The organism is Rhodococcus sp. ARC_M12, assembly GCF_022810385.1.
In the GTDB taxonomy this organism is placed as follows: Bacteria; Actinomycetota; Actinomycetes; order Mycobacteriales; family Mycobacteriaceae; genus Rhodococcoides; species Rhodococcoides navarretei.
The window spans coordinates 1-16276 of the sequence record NZ_JALGQI010000009.1; the positions used below are offsets into that span (position 1 = coordinate 1).

Here is a 16276-nt window from a genome sequence, read left to right on the forward strand (position 1 = left end):
GATCACCCACGTGTTACTCACCCGTTCGCCGCTCGTGTACCCCGAAAGGCCTTACCGCTCGACTTGCATGTGTTAAGCACGCCGCCAGCGTTCGTCCTGAGCCAGGATCAAACTCTCCGTAAAAGACTCTCGATCAACAGTCGAAACTGCAAATCAGTCATAAACATAAAGAGTCAAATCACTAGCAAAAAAACTCAACTAGCATTTCAAAACAACACCCGACAACAACCACCACAAGCGGATGGCTGATACATCGAATGCTTTCACCAAATAAAATTCGGCACTGACATTCATCGACACACTGTTGAGTTCTCAAAGAACACGCACACACCATCACTACCGTATGCACGGTAACTCCGGGGCTTACACGCTGGAACCCCAGACATGACTCATTACTTTCAAGCCTTGCCTGGGTTGGTCAGTGCATACTCCGTACAACCTCGTGTCCCTATCCGTGAAGACCGGGTCGGTGTCCGTGTCGCTCTGACTCGACAAAAGTTACGCGAAGACCAACGCATACGCAAATCGCCAGGTCAGATGTTCTTTCCGTGTGAACATCTTGCGCACGGCGTCGATCAGATGATCGCGACGGCGTCTATCTCGACCAACATCTCTTCCCTGGGCAATCCGGTGAAGACAGTCGTTCGACTCGGCAGTACGTCACCCGAGGTGTGCGCCGACACGAAGTGCCCGTAGGCGTCGTTCATGGTGGGAAAGTCTTCTCGCTTGGTCAGATAGACCCGCAACATCACGACGTCGTCGAACGTTGCGCCGCTGGCCTCGACGATGGCTTTGACGTTCTCGAGCGTGCGAGTGGTCTGCGCAGCGACATCACCTGGGTACAGATACTCGCTGGTGGTTGGGTCGACGGGCCCCTGCCCGGAGACCTGTACGAACGGTCCCTTGCGGACTCCCTGGGAGAAGGTATGGGTCGGCGCAGGAGCACCCGTGGTTCGAATTTCGATCTTCTCGCTCATTGCATCCCTTTCGTCTGACTCGGATTTTCTGTCGTTTCGTTCCGTTCTCGGCTGGGTCGCCAGCCCAGTCCCTCGGAGATCGCCGCTGCCGCGCGTTGCACATCGGGGAGCGCCGCAAGCACCTGCTGGTGATCGAGCACCATGTCGGGCACGGACATCGACACAGCCGCAACCACGTCACCTGTTCCGTTGCGTACTGCGCAGCCGATGCAGTTGACGAAGGACTCGTGCTCCTCGCGATCTTCGGCGAATCCTTGCTCCAGCACGAGTTCGAGCTCACGCAGATAACCCTCGGCCGTCGTGATGGTTCGTTCCGTGAACGGCGTGTAGGTGATGCCGTCTGCGATCTTCGCGCGCTCGGCCTCGGGGCGGGCGGAGATCAGAATCTTCCCCACGGCTGTGCAGTGCAGCGGTGCAGGCTTTCCGATCCGCGAGTACATACGAACGCTCTGTTGGGCGTCGAACTTGTCGATGTAGATGACAACGCCCGCCTCGTAGGTGGCGAGGTGGACGGTCTGACCGGTGATCGAGTTCAGTTCTGCCAAGTGCGGCCGCGCGATGCTCCGAACGTCACGCTGTTCCAACGCATTATTGGCGAGCTCGAACAACCTGGATCCGAGCTGATATCGGTGATCCGCGTCGTGCTGGACGAATCTGTCGGCTTCCATCGTGCGAAGCAGCCGAAGCACGGTCGTCTTGTGGACCTCGAGCACCGACGCCAACTCGTCCAGTGATCGCGGTCCGTCGCCGAGCAAGCCGAGAAGTGTCATCGCCCGTGCGAGGCTTTGACTCACTGCGGCACCTCCGACCGACTCACGGCATTGGCTGCGTAGTCCAGCCTCGCCCAATCGGCGTCGTGCAGTTCCGCCAATTCGGTCAGCACCGCCAGGGGCAGCACCGACGCAATGTCGCCGTGCCCGGTCAGGGCTCCCGCTGCGCACAGATGGCCGAACCGAACACGCGCGACAGCACTCTTGCCGAGCAACAATCCGGTCAGGTAACCGCCCGCGAAGGCGTCTCCGGCACCGATCTTCTCGACCACGTCGAGTTTCAGAGCAGGGACGTCCACCCGAGAATTTCCCTCGAACGCCGTCACCGTGTGTGCGTCGTTCTTGATGACCAGATGTCGTGGTTCCGGAAACAATTCGCGCAACTCGGCGGGATCGGACGTTCCGAACACGAGTCCTGCCTCGTCGGCACCCATCGACACCACATCGCTTCCCCGAACATGTTCACCGAGCACGCGTGCAGCTGCGTTCGGTCGAGATTTCCACAGAGCCTGCCGATAGTTCAGATCGAAGCTGACGACTGTGGGTGAATCCATCAGGCATCTCGTCAGGTCGGCCGCGGTTTCCGAGATGGCCACGGTGATTCCGGTGAAGTGAATCACGTCTGCGCCGGCGATCAGGTCCGAAGCAGTACCGCGAATATCGTTGGGAGACAGAGCACTCGCAGCCGAGCCGGCACGGAAGTACGTCATCGCACTGTCTCCGAACGCAAGATCGTGACGGTCGCCGGAGCCAGAGCCGCGTTCCTTCACGTACATACCCGTGGGTCGCTCGGCGTCGATCGCCACACCGGAAGTGTCGACGCCCGCCCCTACCAGTTGCCGAACCAGGTATCGGCCGAATCCGTCGTCGCCCACTCGCGAGATCCACGATGCGTCGACGCCCAGCTGGCCGAACACCCTGGCCACGTTGGCTTCCGCACCCCCGGACGTGCGGTGGAACACGGTCGATTGCTCGAGTGGGCCCGGCTCGGCAACCAGAACGACGAGGCCTTCGCCTACGCACACCGCTCGTGGTGCTTTCACGTCGATCTCCTCGAACTCTTGCGGGAACACTGACTTTCGTTGCAGACTACAAAGCATAAACACATTGCGCAACTAGCGTTGCAGAATACGCAACGTATCTGAGATTTCCCGGATCGAGGAGATGACCGTGATAAATACCGATGCCGTCGAGGCACTCAACCAACGAGTGCTCGGACCCGAGCACAAGGCACTGCCCCCGAGATCGTGGGGACACACCATCGAGAGCTTTCTCGCCACGTCGCCACGGCTCTCCGAGTTCACGACGCCGATACTCACTTTGGATCGACAGCGAATCGCATCGAACATCTCGGTCATGGCCGAGTGGACGGTGCGCGCGGGCGTGCTGCTCGCACCCCACGGCAAGACATCGATGGCCCCTCAACTGTGGAAGCAGCAGCTCGACGCCGGCAGCTGGGCCATCACCCTCGCAACCGGGTGGCAGGTTCAGGCGGCGCGCGCGTTCGGGGTCGAACGTATCGTTCTTGCCAACGCCGAAATCGACCCGGTGGCGTTGACGTGGATTGCGGCCGAACTGGATTCGCACCCGACCTTCGAGTTCTACTGCTGGGCGGACAGCGTGGCGACGGTGCACGAGATGGACCGCATTCTTTCGACGCAGGGAACCCGCCCGGTCTCGGTCGTGGTCGAACTCGGTGGCCCGCACGGCCGAACCGGCGCGCGCACGATCGAGGAGGCAACCGCGACAGCCCGTGCGATCGCGTCGTCCTCCCGGCTCACCCTGGCCGGGGTCGGCGGCTACGAGGGCGCACTGAGCCACGACCGCTCGGACAGTGGCCTGGGGGCAGTTCGGACATACCTCGACAACGTCGCTGCCCTCCATCGCGCCCTCGATGCCGAAGGGTTGTACGGCAAGCATGCGATTGTGACCGCCGGCGGGAGCGCCTACCAGGACCTCGTTGTCGAGCGGTTGCATTCCCTCACCATCGGGGAGGGGGTACCTACTGACGTAGTGCTGCGCTCGGGAGCCTACGTGGTGCACGACGACGGCTTCTACTCGCAGATCTCACCACTCACTCCCGCCCGAACCGACGTACCACTGATGTCTGCGATGCACGGATGGGCACGCACGGTATCTCGTCCGGAGCCCGGGCTCGCACTGCTCGACGCAGGAAAGCGCGACTTCCCCTTCGATGAAGGAATGCCTGTCGCGCAACATATTCGAGGGACCGAGATCCTCGACCCGAATGCCGAGGTCACCGCGCTGAACGACCAGCACGCCTTCCTTCGACTCCCGGCCGAGGACAACACTGCTCTGCCGGTGGGGTCCGTGGTACGTCTGGGCCTGTCTCACCCCTGCACGGCCTTCGACAAGTGGCGACTCGTTCCCGTAGTCGACGACGCGGACGGCGAGGACCCCCACGTGGTCGACCTCGTGCACACATTCTTCTAGAGAGGCGAAACCCAATGCCCAGCACTCTCTTTCGCGGTGCCGATGTCATCGACGGCACCGGAGCGCCACGTGTGCGTCGCGACGTTCTCGTGAGCGACGGAATCATCACATCGATCGCCGAACCCGGAACCGTGCCCGGTGCCGACAGAATCGTCGGCGCCTCGCCGGGCCAGGTCCTCTCCCCCGGGTTCATCGATATGCACGCGCATTCCGACCTACGTTTGTTGACCGACCCCGACCACTTTCCGAAAATCAGTCAGGGCGTCACGACCGAGGTCATCGGACAGGACGGCATTGCCTACGCTCCGATCGACGACGCGACGCTCGACGTGGTGCGGCGTCAGATCGCCGGATGGAACGGCAATCCCGTCGACCTCGACTTCTCGTGGCGTTCGGTGTCGGAGTACCTCACTCGCCTGGATCAGGGAATCACCCCGAATGCTGCCTATCTCGTTCCCCAGGGAACATTGCGGTACCTGGCGGTAGGTGCCGATCAGCGACCCGCGACGCCGTCCGAGATAGCCCACATGCAGGAGCTGTTGGCACAGGGGCTGCAGGAGGGTGCCGTCGGAATGTCCAGCGGTTTGACGTACACGCCCGGAATGTACGCGGACACAAGTGAGTTGCGTGCACTGTGTGAGGTCGTCGCCGATTTCGGCGGTTTCTATGCACCCCACACTCGTTCGTACGGCGCGGGGGCGCTCGACGCGTACCAGGAGATGCTCGACCTCTCCCGCGACACGGGATGCGCACTGCACCTGACGCATGCAACGATGAACTTCGGCGTCAATCGGGGCCGGGCACGCGAGTTTCTCGACCGCGTCGATTCTGCGATCGCCGACGGGTGCGACGTCACCCTCGACACGTATCCGTATCTGCCCGGAGCCACCACTCTGTCTGCGCTGCTACCGAGTTGGGCGATGTCGGGTGGCCCGGATCGCGCACTCGAACGACTCGGCGATCCGGACATGCGTCGACGCATCGCACAGGACGTCGACGTCGACGGGTCCGACGGCTGCCATGGCGTCACCGTCGAGTGGGAGACCATCCAGCTCAGTGGAGTGGCGAATCCGGAGCTCGATCGCTACGTCGGGCGCACGATGTCCGACATAGCGGCCGAGGCGGGTCGGTCCCCGGTGGACGTGTTCTTCGATTTCCTCCGCCGAGACGCGCTGGCCACCACCATCCTGCAGCACGTCGGCCACGAGGAGAACGTCCGAGAGATCATGGCGCATCCACGCCATATGGGCGGCAGCGACGCGATCCTGGTCGGCGAGAAGCCGCACCCACGCGCCTGGGGAACGTTCCCCCGCTACCTGGGTCACTACGTCCGGGACGAGCAGCTGCTCTCGCTGGAGGACTGCATCAATCACCTGACCGGTCGTCCCGCTGTGCGGCTCCGCCTGCGCGCCCGCGGCACGATCGCCGAGGGGCACGCAGCCGATCTCGTCCTGTTCGACCCGACGACCGTGCGCGACACGGCCACGTTCGAGAACCCGAAGCAACAGGCCGAGGGCATCAGCCACGTCATGGTCAACGGCGCGTTCGCCATCGACGATCGACGGCCCACGCATTCTCTGGCAGGCCACGCCCTGCGGATGAATCCCACCGGAAAGCAAACATCATGAATGCATTGACGACGATTCTCGAGGACCGCGCACTGTCGGTGGTCCGCGCCCCGCACATCTCCGATCCTGCTGCGTTGGCAGATGCGCTCGCGCGCGGAGGAATTCGTGCGCTCGAGCTGACTTTCACCACACCCGGCGTCCTCGAACTGATCCGCGCCGCATCGAACGCAGGTGCAGTCGTCGGGGCGGGCACAGTCCTGACCTCCGACCAAGCGCGGTCCGCGATCGATTCCGGGGCACACTTCGTCGTCACTCCCGGGCTCCGCCCCGACGTTGCCGCGATCGTCACCGACGCCGGGATCCCGCTGATGATGGGCGCGCTCACCCCGTCGGAAGTGATGACCGCCCTGGATCTCGGAGCGGATGCCGTGAAAATATTTCCGGCACGAACCGTCGGGCCTGCGTACTTCAAGGACTTGCTCGGCCCCTTCCCCGACGCTCGACTCGTTCCGTCCGGCGGAGTCAACGAAGGCAACGCCGCCCAGTTCCTGACATCCGGTGCCGTCGCAGTGACTGCAGGCACCGATGTGGTTCCACCGGCGTCGGTCGCGGCCGCCCAGTGGGACGACATCACCGCACGAGCACAGGCGTTCGTGACGGCTATCAGTGCAGACATCAAGGAAGGCTCGTCATGAATTCTGTGGTCGACTGGCTCAGAACCTCCACGCCCGGTCTACTCGTGTTGTGCGGCATCGCAATTGCCGTACTGCTCGTAGTGATCATCAAGGTCAAGCTCGAACCGTTCATCGCGCTGCTCATCGTCGGCCTCGGCTTGGCGCTGGCTGCCGGTTTGCCCGTGAACGAGATAGTCGGCACTGCGATCAAGAGCAACGAGTCGTTGCTGGAGACCGGATTCGGCGGAATTCTCGGTCACATCGCCGTCATCATCGGGCTGGGAACGGTGCTCGGCGCGATACTGGAGAAGTCCGGTGGCGCACAAGCACTGACCGCCAAGCTACTGGGTGTCTTCGGAGAACGCGGAGCACCCGTCGCAATGGGTCTGCTGGGGTTGATCTTCGGCATTCCGGTGTTCTTCGACATCGGCATCTTCGTGTTGGCACCGCTGGTGTACGTGGCGGCGCGTCAGGGCGGAAAGTCGTTGGTGCTCTACGCACTGCCGATGCTGGCGGGCTTGTCCATGACACACGCTTTCCTGCCGCCGCATCCCGGACCGGTTGCCCTAGGCGGCTTGCTCGAGGTGAACCTGGGATGGCTCATCCTGTTCGGATTCATCTGCGGCATACCAGGATTCATCGCCGCCGGCCTGGTGTGGGGCAATTGGATCGGAAAGCGCATCATCGTGGATGTACCCGACGACTTCATCAACGACGGGGACGACGCGAGCTCCACCGAGGGCGGAGGTGCCGGAACGGTCACCACCAAGCGCCCCGTCGTCACGACGCCCCCGTCGGTGGGCACCATCGGAGCGATCATCGCCGTCCCGCTGGTCCTCATCCTCGGTGCCACGTTCGGCAGCATTCTGCTCGACCCCGGCAACCTGCTCGAAGTTCTGACGTTCTTCGGCACACCCGCCGTTGCGCTGCTCATCGCCGTGTTGATCGCGTTCTACGTGCTGGGAATCCGCCGCGGATCGACGGTCCAGGAACTGAGCAGACTGACCGGAGAATCCCTGCGTCCGGTGGGCATGTTGCTGCTCGTCGTCGGAGCAGGCGCGTTCTTCGGAAAAGTCATCTCCGCCACCGGGATCGGTACTGCCTTGGCCGACACCATGGCTGCTGCTGGACTTCCGATCATCGTCCTGGCCTACATCATCAGCTGTGCACTACGCGTAGCGCAGGGCTCGGCGACAGTGGCCATCGTGACGACAGGTGGAATAGTCGGCCCCCTCGTGGCAGCGCAGGACTACTCGGCTCCGGCCGTCGCGCTGATCGCCATGTCCATCGCGGCGGGCTCGATCATCGCCAGCCACGTCAACGACGGCGGCTTCTGGATCATCGCGAAATTCTTCAACCTGACCGTCAAGCAGACACTGCAAACATGGACGGTCCTGGAAACGATCCTGTCCGTGGTCAGCTTTGCTGTCGCGGGAGTTCTCTTCGCGATCATCGCCTAGAGCCAGTGGCGCGATCGGGTGCCCTGGGCGGCACTCACTCGCGCCACTGCGTCCGCACTTGATCACCGACGAAATGTGTGTTCTCCGCAGACATCTCCCGGCTACCGGATCGCCCGACCAGGTCGTCGATTCGGTCGTCGAGACTGTGCGCGCGGGCCATCGCGTCGGACGTGCGCGCCTCGGTCTCGGAGGACTCGACCACATTCGCGAGTCGAACCAGTGCGGCCACCCGTCCGGTCAACTGTGTCCACACCACTTCCAGTGCACCGCGACGGGATTCGACCTGGGCGGCGGTATCCTCGTCCACCATCGTCTCACCGATGCGGTTCAGCTCGGCCGCAACAGCGCGCAACGACGTCGCATCGACCGAGATCTCGGTGAGCTCGACGAACAGATCCAGCTGATTGCGCTGGATCTCGAAGTACGTCGACTGCCACGCCGGCGACCGACGCACCCGATCGAACGAAGTGCCGGCCAGGAACAGCAAGGTGTCGTATCGATCGTCGAACCGGTCGTCCTTACGATCGACGAACTGGTCGACAAGTCCGGTCGCCCACTCCACCCGGTCGGCCACCGGGGTCCTCCGGGCCAGCGAGCTCACTCGATCCGTCGCCGCGTCCACCAGCGACAGGCCGCGTTCCGCGATCGGCCCGAACTTCTGAGGCGCGGGCGTTCTCGTCAGGGCGTCGAACACTGCGTCCCGCTGGTCCAGATCGAGATGCACACCCTCTCGCCGTTCTTTCCGCGCCGCACGGACTCCGGTGGCGTAGTGCCGATTCGACATCACCACGGTGGTGCGGTGGTGATTGATGCGCTTGGTCAGCTCGGCGACTCGCAGCCGGTACGCCAGAGCCGATCCAGGCTTGCTCGTCGTGTCCTTGGCGCGCCACCGATCGCGCTCGTCCACCAGACTGCGCAGCGCGCCGAAGCCTCCGATCGACGGCAGCGAGCGTCCGGCATGCCAACGGTGAACGAGCACCGCTCGGGTGGCCTCGTCGACCTGCCCGGCCGCGATGGCGATGGCGGCCGCGTCGGACAGTGGCTCGGAATGGCCGGGCAACCGGCAGTCCGCACAGCGGCTGTGAACCTCGTCGTCGAATCGGGCACGCTGTTCGGCCGACCCACTGCCATCGAACTCGGACATCGCTTCTCCTAGTTCACGCCGCATCGCGAGTGTCGTCTACGGATCGCTCGCACACGAGTGTTCCAGAACTTCAGATCAGACCGCGTAGCGATTGCTCGGTCTGCGGCTTCTTCTCGGCCAGCAGTGTGCGCGCCACGTCGAGGCCTTCCCAGACGTTCCACATGAGCACACCGCGAACGACAGCATCGTCATCGAGGTAGTAGACGACGCCTTCCTTGCCTACCGACTTCCAGTCCTCGACGACGTTCAGCGACATGGATACCGTGCCGATCGCCTGATAGCCGTCGTCGTAGACGTCGGAATAGAAGTACGGAGTGTACGAGTAGGACTCTGCGGCGCCGGCCATGTTGCGTCCGGCAGCCTTGCCCATCTCGGTTGCGTTGTCGACATGCTCGATGCGTCGGCGTCCCAGGATGGCGTCGGGATAGTTGGCCACGTCGCCCGCCGCGTAGACGTGTTCGTCGGCGGTCCGGAGGAACTCGTCGACGACGATGCCGTCGTCGACCGCCAACTCGGCAGTGTCGGCCAGTTCTGTGCTCGGCCGGACGCCGAGACCGAACACGACGCCGTCCGCCTCCACGGTCGAGCCGTCGTCGAGCTGCAGTTGTACGCGCGCCGACGCCTCGGCACCGGAGACGACCTTGGTCCCTCGGCGCACGGTTACTCCGTGGCCGGCGAAGCCCTTGTCGAAACCGGCGGCCAGACTGGGCGGGAACATATGCCCGCCCAAGACGGCGTCGGACGTCACGAAAGTGACCTTCACACCCTGGAGTGACAGGGCCGCTGCGATCTCGGTGCCGATGTAGCCGCCGCCGACCACCGCAATGTGATCGGCGGTCTTCGTGAGCTCGCGTAGCGCTCGGTAGTCCGCAAAAGTGCGGAAGTACACAACGCGTGGGCTGGGGGCGAGTTCGAGCTGGTTCGGTACGGCTCCCGTGGCCAGAAGCAGCGTCCCGTACTCGTGGCGATCTCCCGATTCCGTCGTCACCGACGAGTTCGAGCGATCCAACGACACGACCCGAGTTCCGGTGTGCACCTCTGCACCGGTGTCGGAGACGGTGTCGAGCGGAACCTGATCACGGCCGAACTCCGGGTCGGTCCACAGCTTCTTCGACAGGGCGGGTCGCGTGTACGGCTCGTCCGGGTCCGCGCCGAGTATGCCGATGGTTCCCGCGTCGTCCTGCTCGCGGATTCCGCGAGCGGCGCTGTCGGCGACCATTCCCCCGCCGATGATCAGGTAGTCGTAACGCATCGTTCACTCCTCGAAAGTCGACGTGATTCGCTCCATGGGCTACCCGGGACAGCGCCGGGGCAATCTTCGCGCTGTTCGGCTCGACGAATCTCCTGGTACTGGAACCGACCGGACTGTATGCAGCATCACACCCCGAAGAGGTTGGCCCAGGCCCGTCGAGTGGGCATGTTGGTCATGGCGAGGAAACATCGTTTTTACTCGAGACGAGCTGTAACAGTTCCGGCCGACCGAACGACTCACACCTCAGGACGCGAACAAAAGGAGACGATGTGACTGTTCAGATCGATTCGCTCGCAATTGGCAACGAGACCGCCGATATCGCGACAGCCGACGTCGACCAGCTCTTCGACGAAGTTTCAACGCTGGACGCCACCATCCTCGACGCCATCGAGCGTCGCACCCGCCTTGCCCGCACACTCGCTGCGGCAACACCCGACGCCACCGCGTCGAGCCAGGAAACCGAGCCGTACGCCGAGCTGGGTAACGACGGTCACGTTTTTTCGCGCATGCTTTCCCGCCTCGCGCAGATCACCCGATAACGCCCCTTTCAGCTTCGCAGTCTGCGACCCCGCCGAGCACCTGCTCGGCGGGGTCGCGTCGTGTCGGGGCGGTGCGGCCGGTGACTTTTCGGATCTGCAGCTGTCAGTACGAGCAAGACCGTTGTTCGACGGTTCGACGCAGCAGGTTCCCGCAGAAAAGGTGTATCCATGTCCCGAATGCTGTTCGCCAACATGCCCGTCCGCGATGTCGTCGCCACCCGCGCATTCTTCGAGGGTCTCGGATTCGAATTCAACGATGTGTTCAGCGACGAGAACTGTGCCTCGATGGTCGTCAGCGATCAGGCGACCGTGATGTTCTTGGCCACTTCTCGGTTCGAGGACTTCATCTCGGACTCGATCTGCGACACGGGCTCGGCTCGGGAAGTACTGATGTGTGTTTCGGCCGACAGCCGCGAAGAGGTCGATTCGCTCACCGACGCGGCGATCGCCGCGGGTGGATCGAAGTGGATGGAGCCCCAGGACCACGGGTTCATGTACGGCCGGGCGTTCCGAGATCTCGACAACCACGTGTGGGAAGTGATGTGGATGGACCCGTCGGCCGTCCCGGAGAGCTGACCGACCTTGTGCCTAGAGGCGGTCGGGTAAACCGAAGCGATCGAACAGACTCAGATCGAAGAAGCAGGCCACGTGCCCGACCCCTCTGGCATCGACATCGAGAACATGCAGCTGGAACGGCCGGTGCACACCGCCCTCACTCAGCATGTAGAGCCCGTACGCAGGTTGACCGTTGGCAGAGGTCGACACCATCCGCATATCCCCCGCCCCGTTTGCAGGGCAGTTGTTTCGAATGAGCGATCCGATCGTCTCGCCACCCTGGTACCACCCGACGAACGGCGGCATTTCCCACACCGCGTCCGAGGTGAACAGTGTGACCAGTCGGTCGATGTCGTAGCTCTCGAAACACTCCACGTACTGGCTGAGAAGTTTCTGTAGCTCCGCGGATTCGATGGGCTCGACGTTGTCGAGCTCGGGCGCGATCTCGTCGAGGCGCTCCCGTGCTCGCTGCAGGAGGCTGTTGACGGCGGTCGTCGTCGTGGCGAGAACTTCGGCAACTTCCGACGCTTTCCACTGCAACACTTCGCGCATCAGCAGCACCGCGCGTTGCCGCGACGACAGATGTTGCAGGGAGGCGACGAAGGCGAGCCGCACGGATTCCTTGGCCACCACGATGGAGGCGGGATCAGTTGCATCCGCCAGATCGGAATCGGCGATCGGCTCGAGCCACGGAATCTCGTTGTTCTGCACGAGTTCGTCGGTGGGTCCGGAACTCGGTGCACCCAAGCCGGTCGGCAGAGGACGCTTCGCCCGACCCTCCAGCGCGGTGAGACAGGTGTTGGTTGCGATGCGGTACAGCCACGTGCGCAGGGACGAACGGCCCTCGTAGTTGGCGTACCCACGCCAGGCGCGAATGTACGTTTCCTGCAGCAGATCCTCGGCATCGTGAATCGACCCGGTCATGCGATAGCAGTGCGCGAGCAACTCACGACGAAAGGGATCGAACTGCTGGACGAAGTCGTCCTTCTGATCCGAGGCCACGGTCATGCGGTAGAGCGTAAACCGGACCCGGTCGCGCCACAGGTCGAACGCGCGCCGCCGAAAGGATTGCCGACTCTTCTGCGTTAACCTCGGCATCGTGACATCGGCAACGAGTATCGACGACTTGGTCGAAGAGCTGTACCTGCAGCGTCGTCGAGCGTGGGAAGCCGCTCTCGTCACCGCGCAGAATTTCCTCGAGACCATCGCCGACGAGATTCTCGAGGACGTCGATCGAGACCGATTGAATGCGCAGACGGCTCGCATCAAGGACCCGGGCAGATCGGCCGACAAACTGCGCCGTTATCTCTCCGAGGGGCGAATCGACGAGCCCACCGACGCGGACGCCGTCGCCGAGGCGTTGCCCGATCTGGTCGGCGTCAAGGTGCTGTGCAAGACCCCGCGCGATCAGCTGTCGTTCGTCGCTGCGCTCGAGCGAGCATGCAACGACCCCGAATGTTCTGTGCGGTTCGCGCAACCACCCACCGACTACGTCGCCTTTCCCAAGCCGAGTGGCTACCGCGCGTACCACGCCGTGTTGGTCGTTCGAGTGGCCACACATCAGGGTGATCTCGACGTGAAGGTCGAAGTGCAGGTCAAGACCCGCCTGCAGGACGCCTGGGGCGAGCTGACCCACGAGGACATGTACAAGCCCGGTGAGGCACTCAAGCCGACCAAGAAGCACACCGATTACGCCGCGCACATGGCCCACCTGCTCGATCAGGTGGATGCGATGGCCGATGATCTTGCCGCGCAGCTCGACTCGTTGACAGCCGCGTCGAAGGACGGGGGCGTGCTCGCGGCCGACCCGATTCCGAAGGATCCGGACTTCATCAGCGCCAGGGTCACCCGCACCGGTCCACGCTATGCACTCGCCGTCGGCCCGGACGGCCGCAGGGGCCTCGTTCCCGCTCGATCGGTGAAAGCGGTCATCGGCTCGACCGACCGGATCGCCGTCAACGATTATCTCGAAGTGGGCGACTTCATCGATGTGGTCGTCGAGGACTCCGAGGATGCGCTCTACTATCACCTCACCTCGCAGCCGCCACGGCGCAAACCTGCGAAGAAGCGCAAGCGCTGACCTGGAGTTCTCAGGAGCATCTCACGTCGGTCCGGTAGACATGCCTTCTCGTGACCACTACCGAGAATTCCACGGTCGTCACCGATGCCGACACTGTCGACACTGCGGCCGATACGAGAGGGTCCGCCGACCGGTACGCGAGGTTTCGCACACCCGAGACGGTGGTGCCGGCCATCTCGTTCGCCGTTTTGGCGAGTCTGTATGCGACGATGTCCGTGCTGGGGCATCGCCAACTCCGCACATCCGGGTTCGATCTGGGGATATTCGTCCAGCAGATCGCGTCGTACTCGCAGTTTCGGGCACCGACCTCCGACCTGCTCGGGACCGGGTTCAACACCCTGGGCGACCATTTCTCCCCCATCACCGCGTTGCTCGGCCCCGTCTATCGATTGTTCCCGCACGCCGAGACGTTGCTGATTGCGCAGGCCGTGCTGTTCGCACTGGCCGTGATCCCCATCGCTCGGCTGGCGGTTCAGAAGTTCGGCACGACCGTCGGCGTCGTGATCGCCGCGGCGTTCGGACTGTCGTGGGGTGTCCAGGCGGCGTTGAACTTCGACTTCCACGAGATGGCGTTCGCGATGCCGCTGCTGGCGATGTCGATGGTCGCGCTGGTTCGACACCGCTGGCTGCCTGCCCTGGCCTGGGCTCTACCTCTGGTATTCGTCAAGGAGGACATGGGCCTGACGGTGATCGTGATCGGCGCTCTGGTGGCACTGTGGACGACCGGACGAACACGCATTCTGGGGGCGCTGACGGCTGTATGGGGGCTGGCTTGGGTGGTTCTCGCGGTCAAGGTGATCGTCCCGGCGCTCAGTTCGGACAACTCGTACGACCAAGGCTCCAAACTGCCTCCACTCGGTGAAGGCATCGCCGACACCGCGCACGGGTTGGTCGCAGGCGATTCCCGAGCGGCCACCGCCTTTCTACTACTCGCGGTCACCGGCTTCTTCGCCCTGCGATCCCCGCTGTTGCTGGTCGCCGTACCGACAGTCGCGTGGCGCTTTCTCAGTGACAACACCAACTTCTGGAAGCCGATCTACCACTACAACGCGATTCTGATGGTCATCGTGTTCGTCGCCTTGCTGGACGCGTTGGCGCGTAGCCACCGGCACGGTCAACTCACCGAACGAGGCCGAAAGCTGATCGTCGCGTTCGTGGCAGCGTTCGCGGTGATCGCGTTGCCGTTCCTGCCCATGTCGCGGGTGGTGCATGCGCAGGAGTGGACGATCGATCCGCAAGTGACGACCGTCCGAGAGATATCCGAGTCGATTCCCGCAGGCGATCGAGTGGCTGCGTCGAACAATCTCGTCGCACAGCTCGTCGCCGACCACGACGTGTCGGTCTTTCCGCAGCGCGCCACCGATTCGACCGTCCCGGATTGGATCGTCGTCAACCAGCAACGGCCTGCAGGGTGGCCGACGGACGAGACCGGGGATCGCCAGGCAGTCGACCGGGCACTGTCGACCGGATACGACGTCGTCTACTCCGTAGACGGTATCGAGGTCCTCCACCGCCGGTGAGTGGTCCCGATTAGTGTTTGAGCCGATCGACCCCTCGCTCGACTCACCGTGACGACAATCGCAAGGCAGGTACAGATTATCGACGCTCGAACCGGCGATCTCGGCGCCACCAAGACCGCATCGAAGCGCTCGCCGTGGAATCGCAAGAATCCCTACCTCGCGCAGATCCTGAGCAACCGACGCCTGTCCGGTCCCGAGTCCGCCAAGGAAGTCCGGCATTTTGCGGTCGCTCTCGGCGAGAGCGGCATCGCCTACGAGGCCGGCGACGGATTCGGCGTCAAGCCGGTCAACGACGCGGCACTGGTCGCTGCCGTCATCGAGCGTCTCGGAGTGCCGGCCGACACCGCAGTCCACACGAAGTCCGGCGAGATCACCCTGGCCCACGCGTTGACCACCGACTACGAGATCGGTATCCCGTCGATGGATCTGATCGAGGCGGTGGCCGAACGCGCCGGTGACGCCGAACTCGACCACGTTCTGCAGAACGGCGACCGGGCATCGTTCGATGCCTGGACATGGGGTCGCGACGTCGTGGACGTTCTCGACCTCGATCGACCGGGCGCATTCGACCCAGCCGAATTTCTCGGTTTGCTGCGTCCACTGCAACACCGGGTCTACTCGATTTCGTCGTCACCGATCGCACACGCGGGCACCGTACATCTCACCGTATCCACGGTCCGGTACCGATCGGCCGAGCGTGATCGCGGTGGCGTCTGCTCGACGTATCTCGCCGATCGCGTCGGGGACGGACACCAGGCCGGGGTGTTCCTGTCGGCCAACAAGTCCTTCCGCCTCCCATCCGACGACACCCCGATCATCATGATCGGTCCGGGAACCGGAGTGGCACCGTTCAGAGCTTTCCTGCACGAGCGTCGCGCACGGGGCGCTACGGGCGAGAACTGGCTGTTCTTCGGCGATCAGCATCGGTCGAGCGACTTCCTCTACGAGGACGAGCTCGTCGATTTCGAGCGAGACGGCCTGCTGACTCGACTCGATCTGGCCTTCTCTCGCGACCAACCGCAGAAGATCTATGTACAGCACCGCATGCTCGAGTCGGGTAAGCAGCTGTACGGGTGGCTCGAAGCAGGTGCGCACCTCTACGTGTGCGGTGATGCGGCCCGGATGGCCAAAGGTGTCGACGAGGCACTGCACGAGATCGTCGCCGAACACGGTGGTCGCTCCCCCGACGCGGCCGAGGACTACGTCAACGACCTCAAGCGATCCAAGCGCTACCTGCGCGACGTGTACTGACGAGCCGTTCTTGTCGGACCCCCTCGCTACGG

Annotated in this window: 14 protein-coding genes, 1 rRNA gene and 1 pseudogene; 9 read left to right on the forward strand and 7 right to left on the reverse strand. The window is 63.3% G+C overall.

The genetic code is table 11. From position 1 onward, the window contains the following. The 4 genes from MTX35_RS12810 to MTX35_RS12825 all read right to left on the reverse strand — a co-directional run. Positions 1–123 (reverse strand): 16S ribosomal RNA (locus tag MTX35_RS12810); the annotation flags it as partial. Between the two features lie 452 nt (positions 124–575). After that, complete coding sequence (locus tag MTX35_RS12815; protein WP_243595340.1) at positions 576–977, reverse strand: RidA family protein; 402 nt, start codon at positions 975–977, stop codon at positions 576–578. Further along, complete coding sequence (locus tag MTX35_RS12820) at positions 974–1771, reverse strand: IclR family transcriptional regulator (RefSeq protein WP_243595341.1); 798 nt, start codon at positions 1769–1771, stop codon at positions 974–976. Before MTX35_RS12820 ends, MTX35_RS12815 begins: the two co-directional genes overlap by 4 nt. Beyond that, positions 1768–2790 (reverse strand): sugar kinase, encoded by a 1023-nt coding sequence (locus tag MTX35_RS12825; RefSeq protein ID WP_243595342.1) that lies wholly within the window; start codon positions 2788–2790, stop codon positions 1768–1770. Before MTX35_RS12825 ends, MTX35_RS12820 begins: the two co-directional genes overlap by 4 nt. A 121-nt stretch (positions 2791–2911) precedes the next feature. Here MTX35_RS12825 and MTX35_RS12830 point away from each other — a divergent pair, with 121 nt between their 5' ends. From MTX35_RS12830 to MTX35_RS12845, 4 genes are read left to right on the forward strand one after another with little or no spacing between them, the layout of a single operon-like run. Next, positions 2912–4201 (forward strand): amino acid deaminase, encoded by a 1290-nt coding sequence (locus tag MTX35_RS12830; RefSeq protein WP_243595343.1) that lies wholly within the window; start codon positions 2912–2914, stop codon positions 4199–4201. Positions 4202–4215: 14 nt separating this feature from the next. Further along, a complete protein-coding gene (locus MTX35_RS12835) occupies positions 4216–5829 on the forward strand; it encodes an amidohydrolase family protein (RefSeq protein ID WP_243595344.1) in 1614 nt (537 codons plus the stop codon). After that, entirely contained in the window at positions 5826–6464 is a 639-nt protein-coding gene (locus tag MTX35_RS12840) for a bifunctional 4-hydroxy-2-oxoglutarate aldolase/2-dehydro-3-deoxy-phosphogluconate aldolase (protein WP_243595345.1), read from the forward strand. Before MTX35_RS12835 ends, MTX35_RS12840 begins: the two co-directional genes overlap by 4 nt. Beyond that, a complete protein-coding gene (locus tag MTX35_RS12845) occupies positions 6461–7903 on the forward strand; it encodes a GntP family permease (RefSeq protein ID WP_243595346.1) in 1443 nt (480 codons plus the stop codon). The genes MTX35_RS12840 and MTX35_RS12845 overlap by 4 nt, the downstream gene beginning before the upstream one ends. A 34-nt stretch (positions 7904–7937) precedes the next feature. Here MTX35_RS12845 and MTX35_RS12850 read toward each other — a convergent pair whose 3' ends face one another. Together MTX35_RS12850 and MTX35_RS12855 are read right to left on the reverse strand one after the other, a co-directional pair. Continuing rightward, the gene (locus tag MTX35_RS12850) at positions 7938–9047 is read right to left on the reverse strand and encodes a hypothetical protein (protein ID WP_243595347.1); all 1110 of its coding nucleotides are present in this window, start codon (positions 9045–9047) and stop codon (positions 7938–7940) included. 70 nt (positions 9048–9117) lie between these two features. Beyond that, complete coding sequence (locus MTX35_RS12855) at positions 9118–10299, reverse strand: NAD(P)/FAD-dependent oxidoreductase (RefSeq protein WP_243595348.1); 1182 nt, start codon at positions 10297–10299, stop codon at positions 9118–9120. Positions 10300–10568: 269 nt separating this feature from the next. Here MTX35_RS12855 and MTX35_RS12860 point away from each other — a divergent pair, with 269 nt between their 5' ends. Both MTX35_RS12860 and MTX35_RS12865 read left to right on the forward strand, forming a co-directional pair. Beyond that, complete coding sequence (locus MTX35_RS12860) at positions 10569–10838, forward strand: hypothetical protein (protein ID WP_243595349.1); 270 nt, start codon at positions 10569–10571, stop codon at positions 10836–10838. Between the two features lie 168 nt (positions 10839–11006). Further along, positions 11007–11414 (forward strand): VOC family protein, encoded by a 408-nt coding sequence (locus MTX35_RS12865; RefSeq protein WP_243595350.1) that lies wholly within the window; start codon positions 11007–11009, stop codon positions 11412–11414. A gap of 12 nt (positions 11415–11426) precedes the next feature. On the opposite strand, the gene MTX35_RS12870 is transcribed toward MTX35_RS12865, so the two are convergent. Then, positions 11427–12401: a sigma-70 family RNA polymerase sigma factor gene (locus tag MTX35_RS12870; protein WP_243595351.1), complete on the reverse strand. Its 975-nt coding sequence runs from the start codon at positions 12399–12401 to the stop codon at positions 11427–11429. Between the two features lie 91 nt (positions 12402–12492). On the opposite strand from MTX35_RS12870, the gene MTX35_RS12875 reads away from it, so the two are divergent. From MTX35_RS12875 to MTX35_RS12885, 3 genes and pseudogenes are all read left to right on the forward strand, one after another. Next, entirely contained in the window at positions 12493–13473 is a 981-nt protein-coding gene (locus MTX35_RS12875; RefSeq protein WP_243595352.1) for a GTP pyrophosphokinase family protein, read from the forward strand. Positions 13474–13523: 50 nt separating this feature from the next. Next, positions 13524–14993: a DUF2079 domain-containing protein gene (locus tag MTX35_RS12880; RefSeq protein WP_243595353.1), complete on the forward strand. Its 1470-nt coding sequence runs from the start codon at positions 13524–13526 to the stop codon at positions 14991–14993. A gap of 108 nt (positions 14994–15101) precedes the next feature. Continuing rightward, positions 15102–16244: pseudogene (locus MTX35_RS12885) on the forward strand (sulfite reductase subunit alpha); the annotation flags it as partial. Positions 16245–16276: the final 32 nt, after the last annotated feature.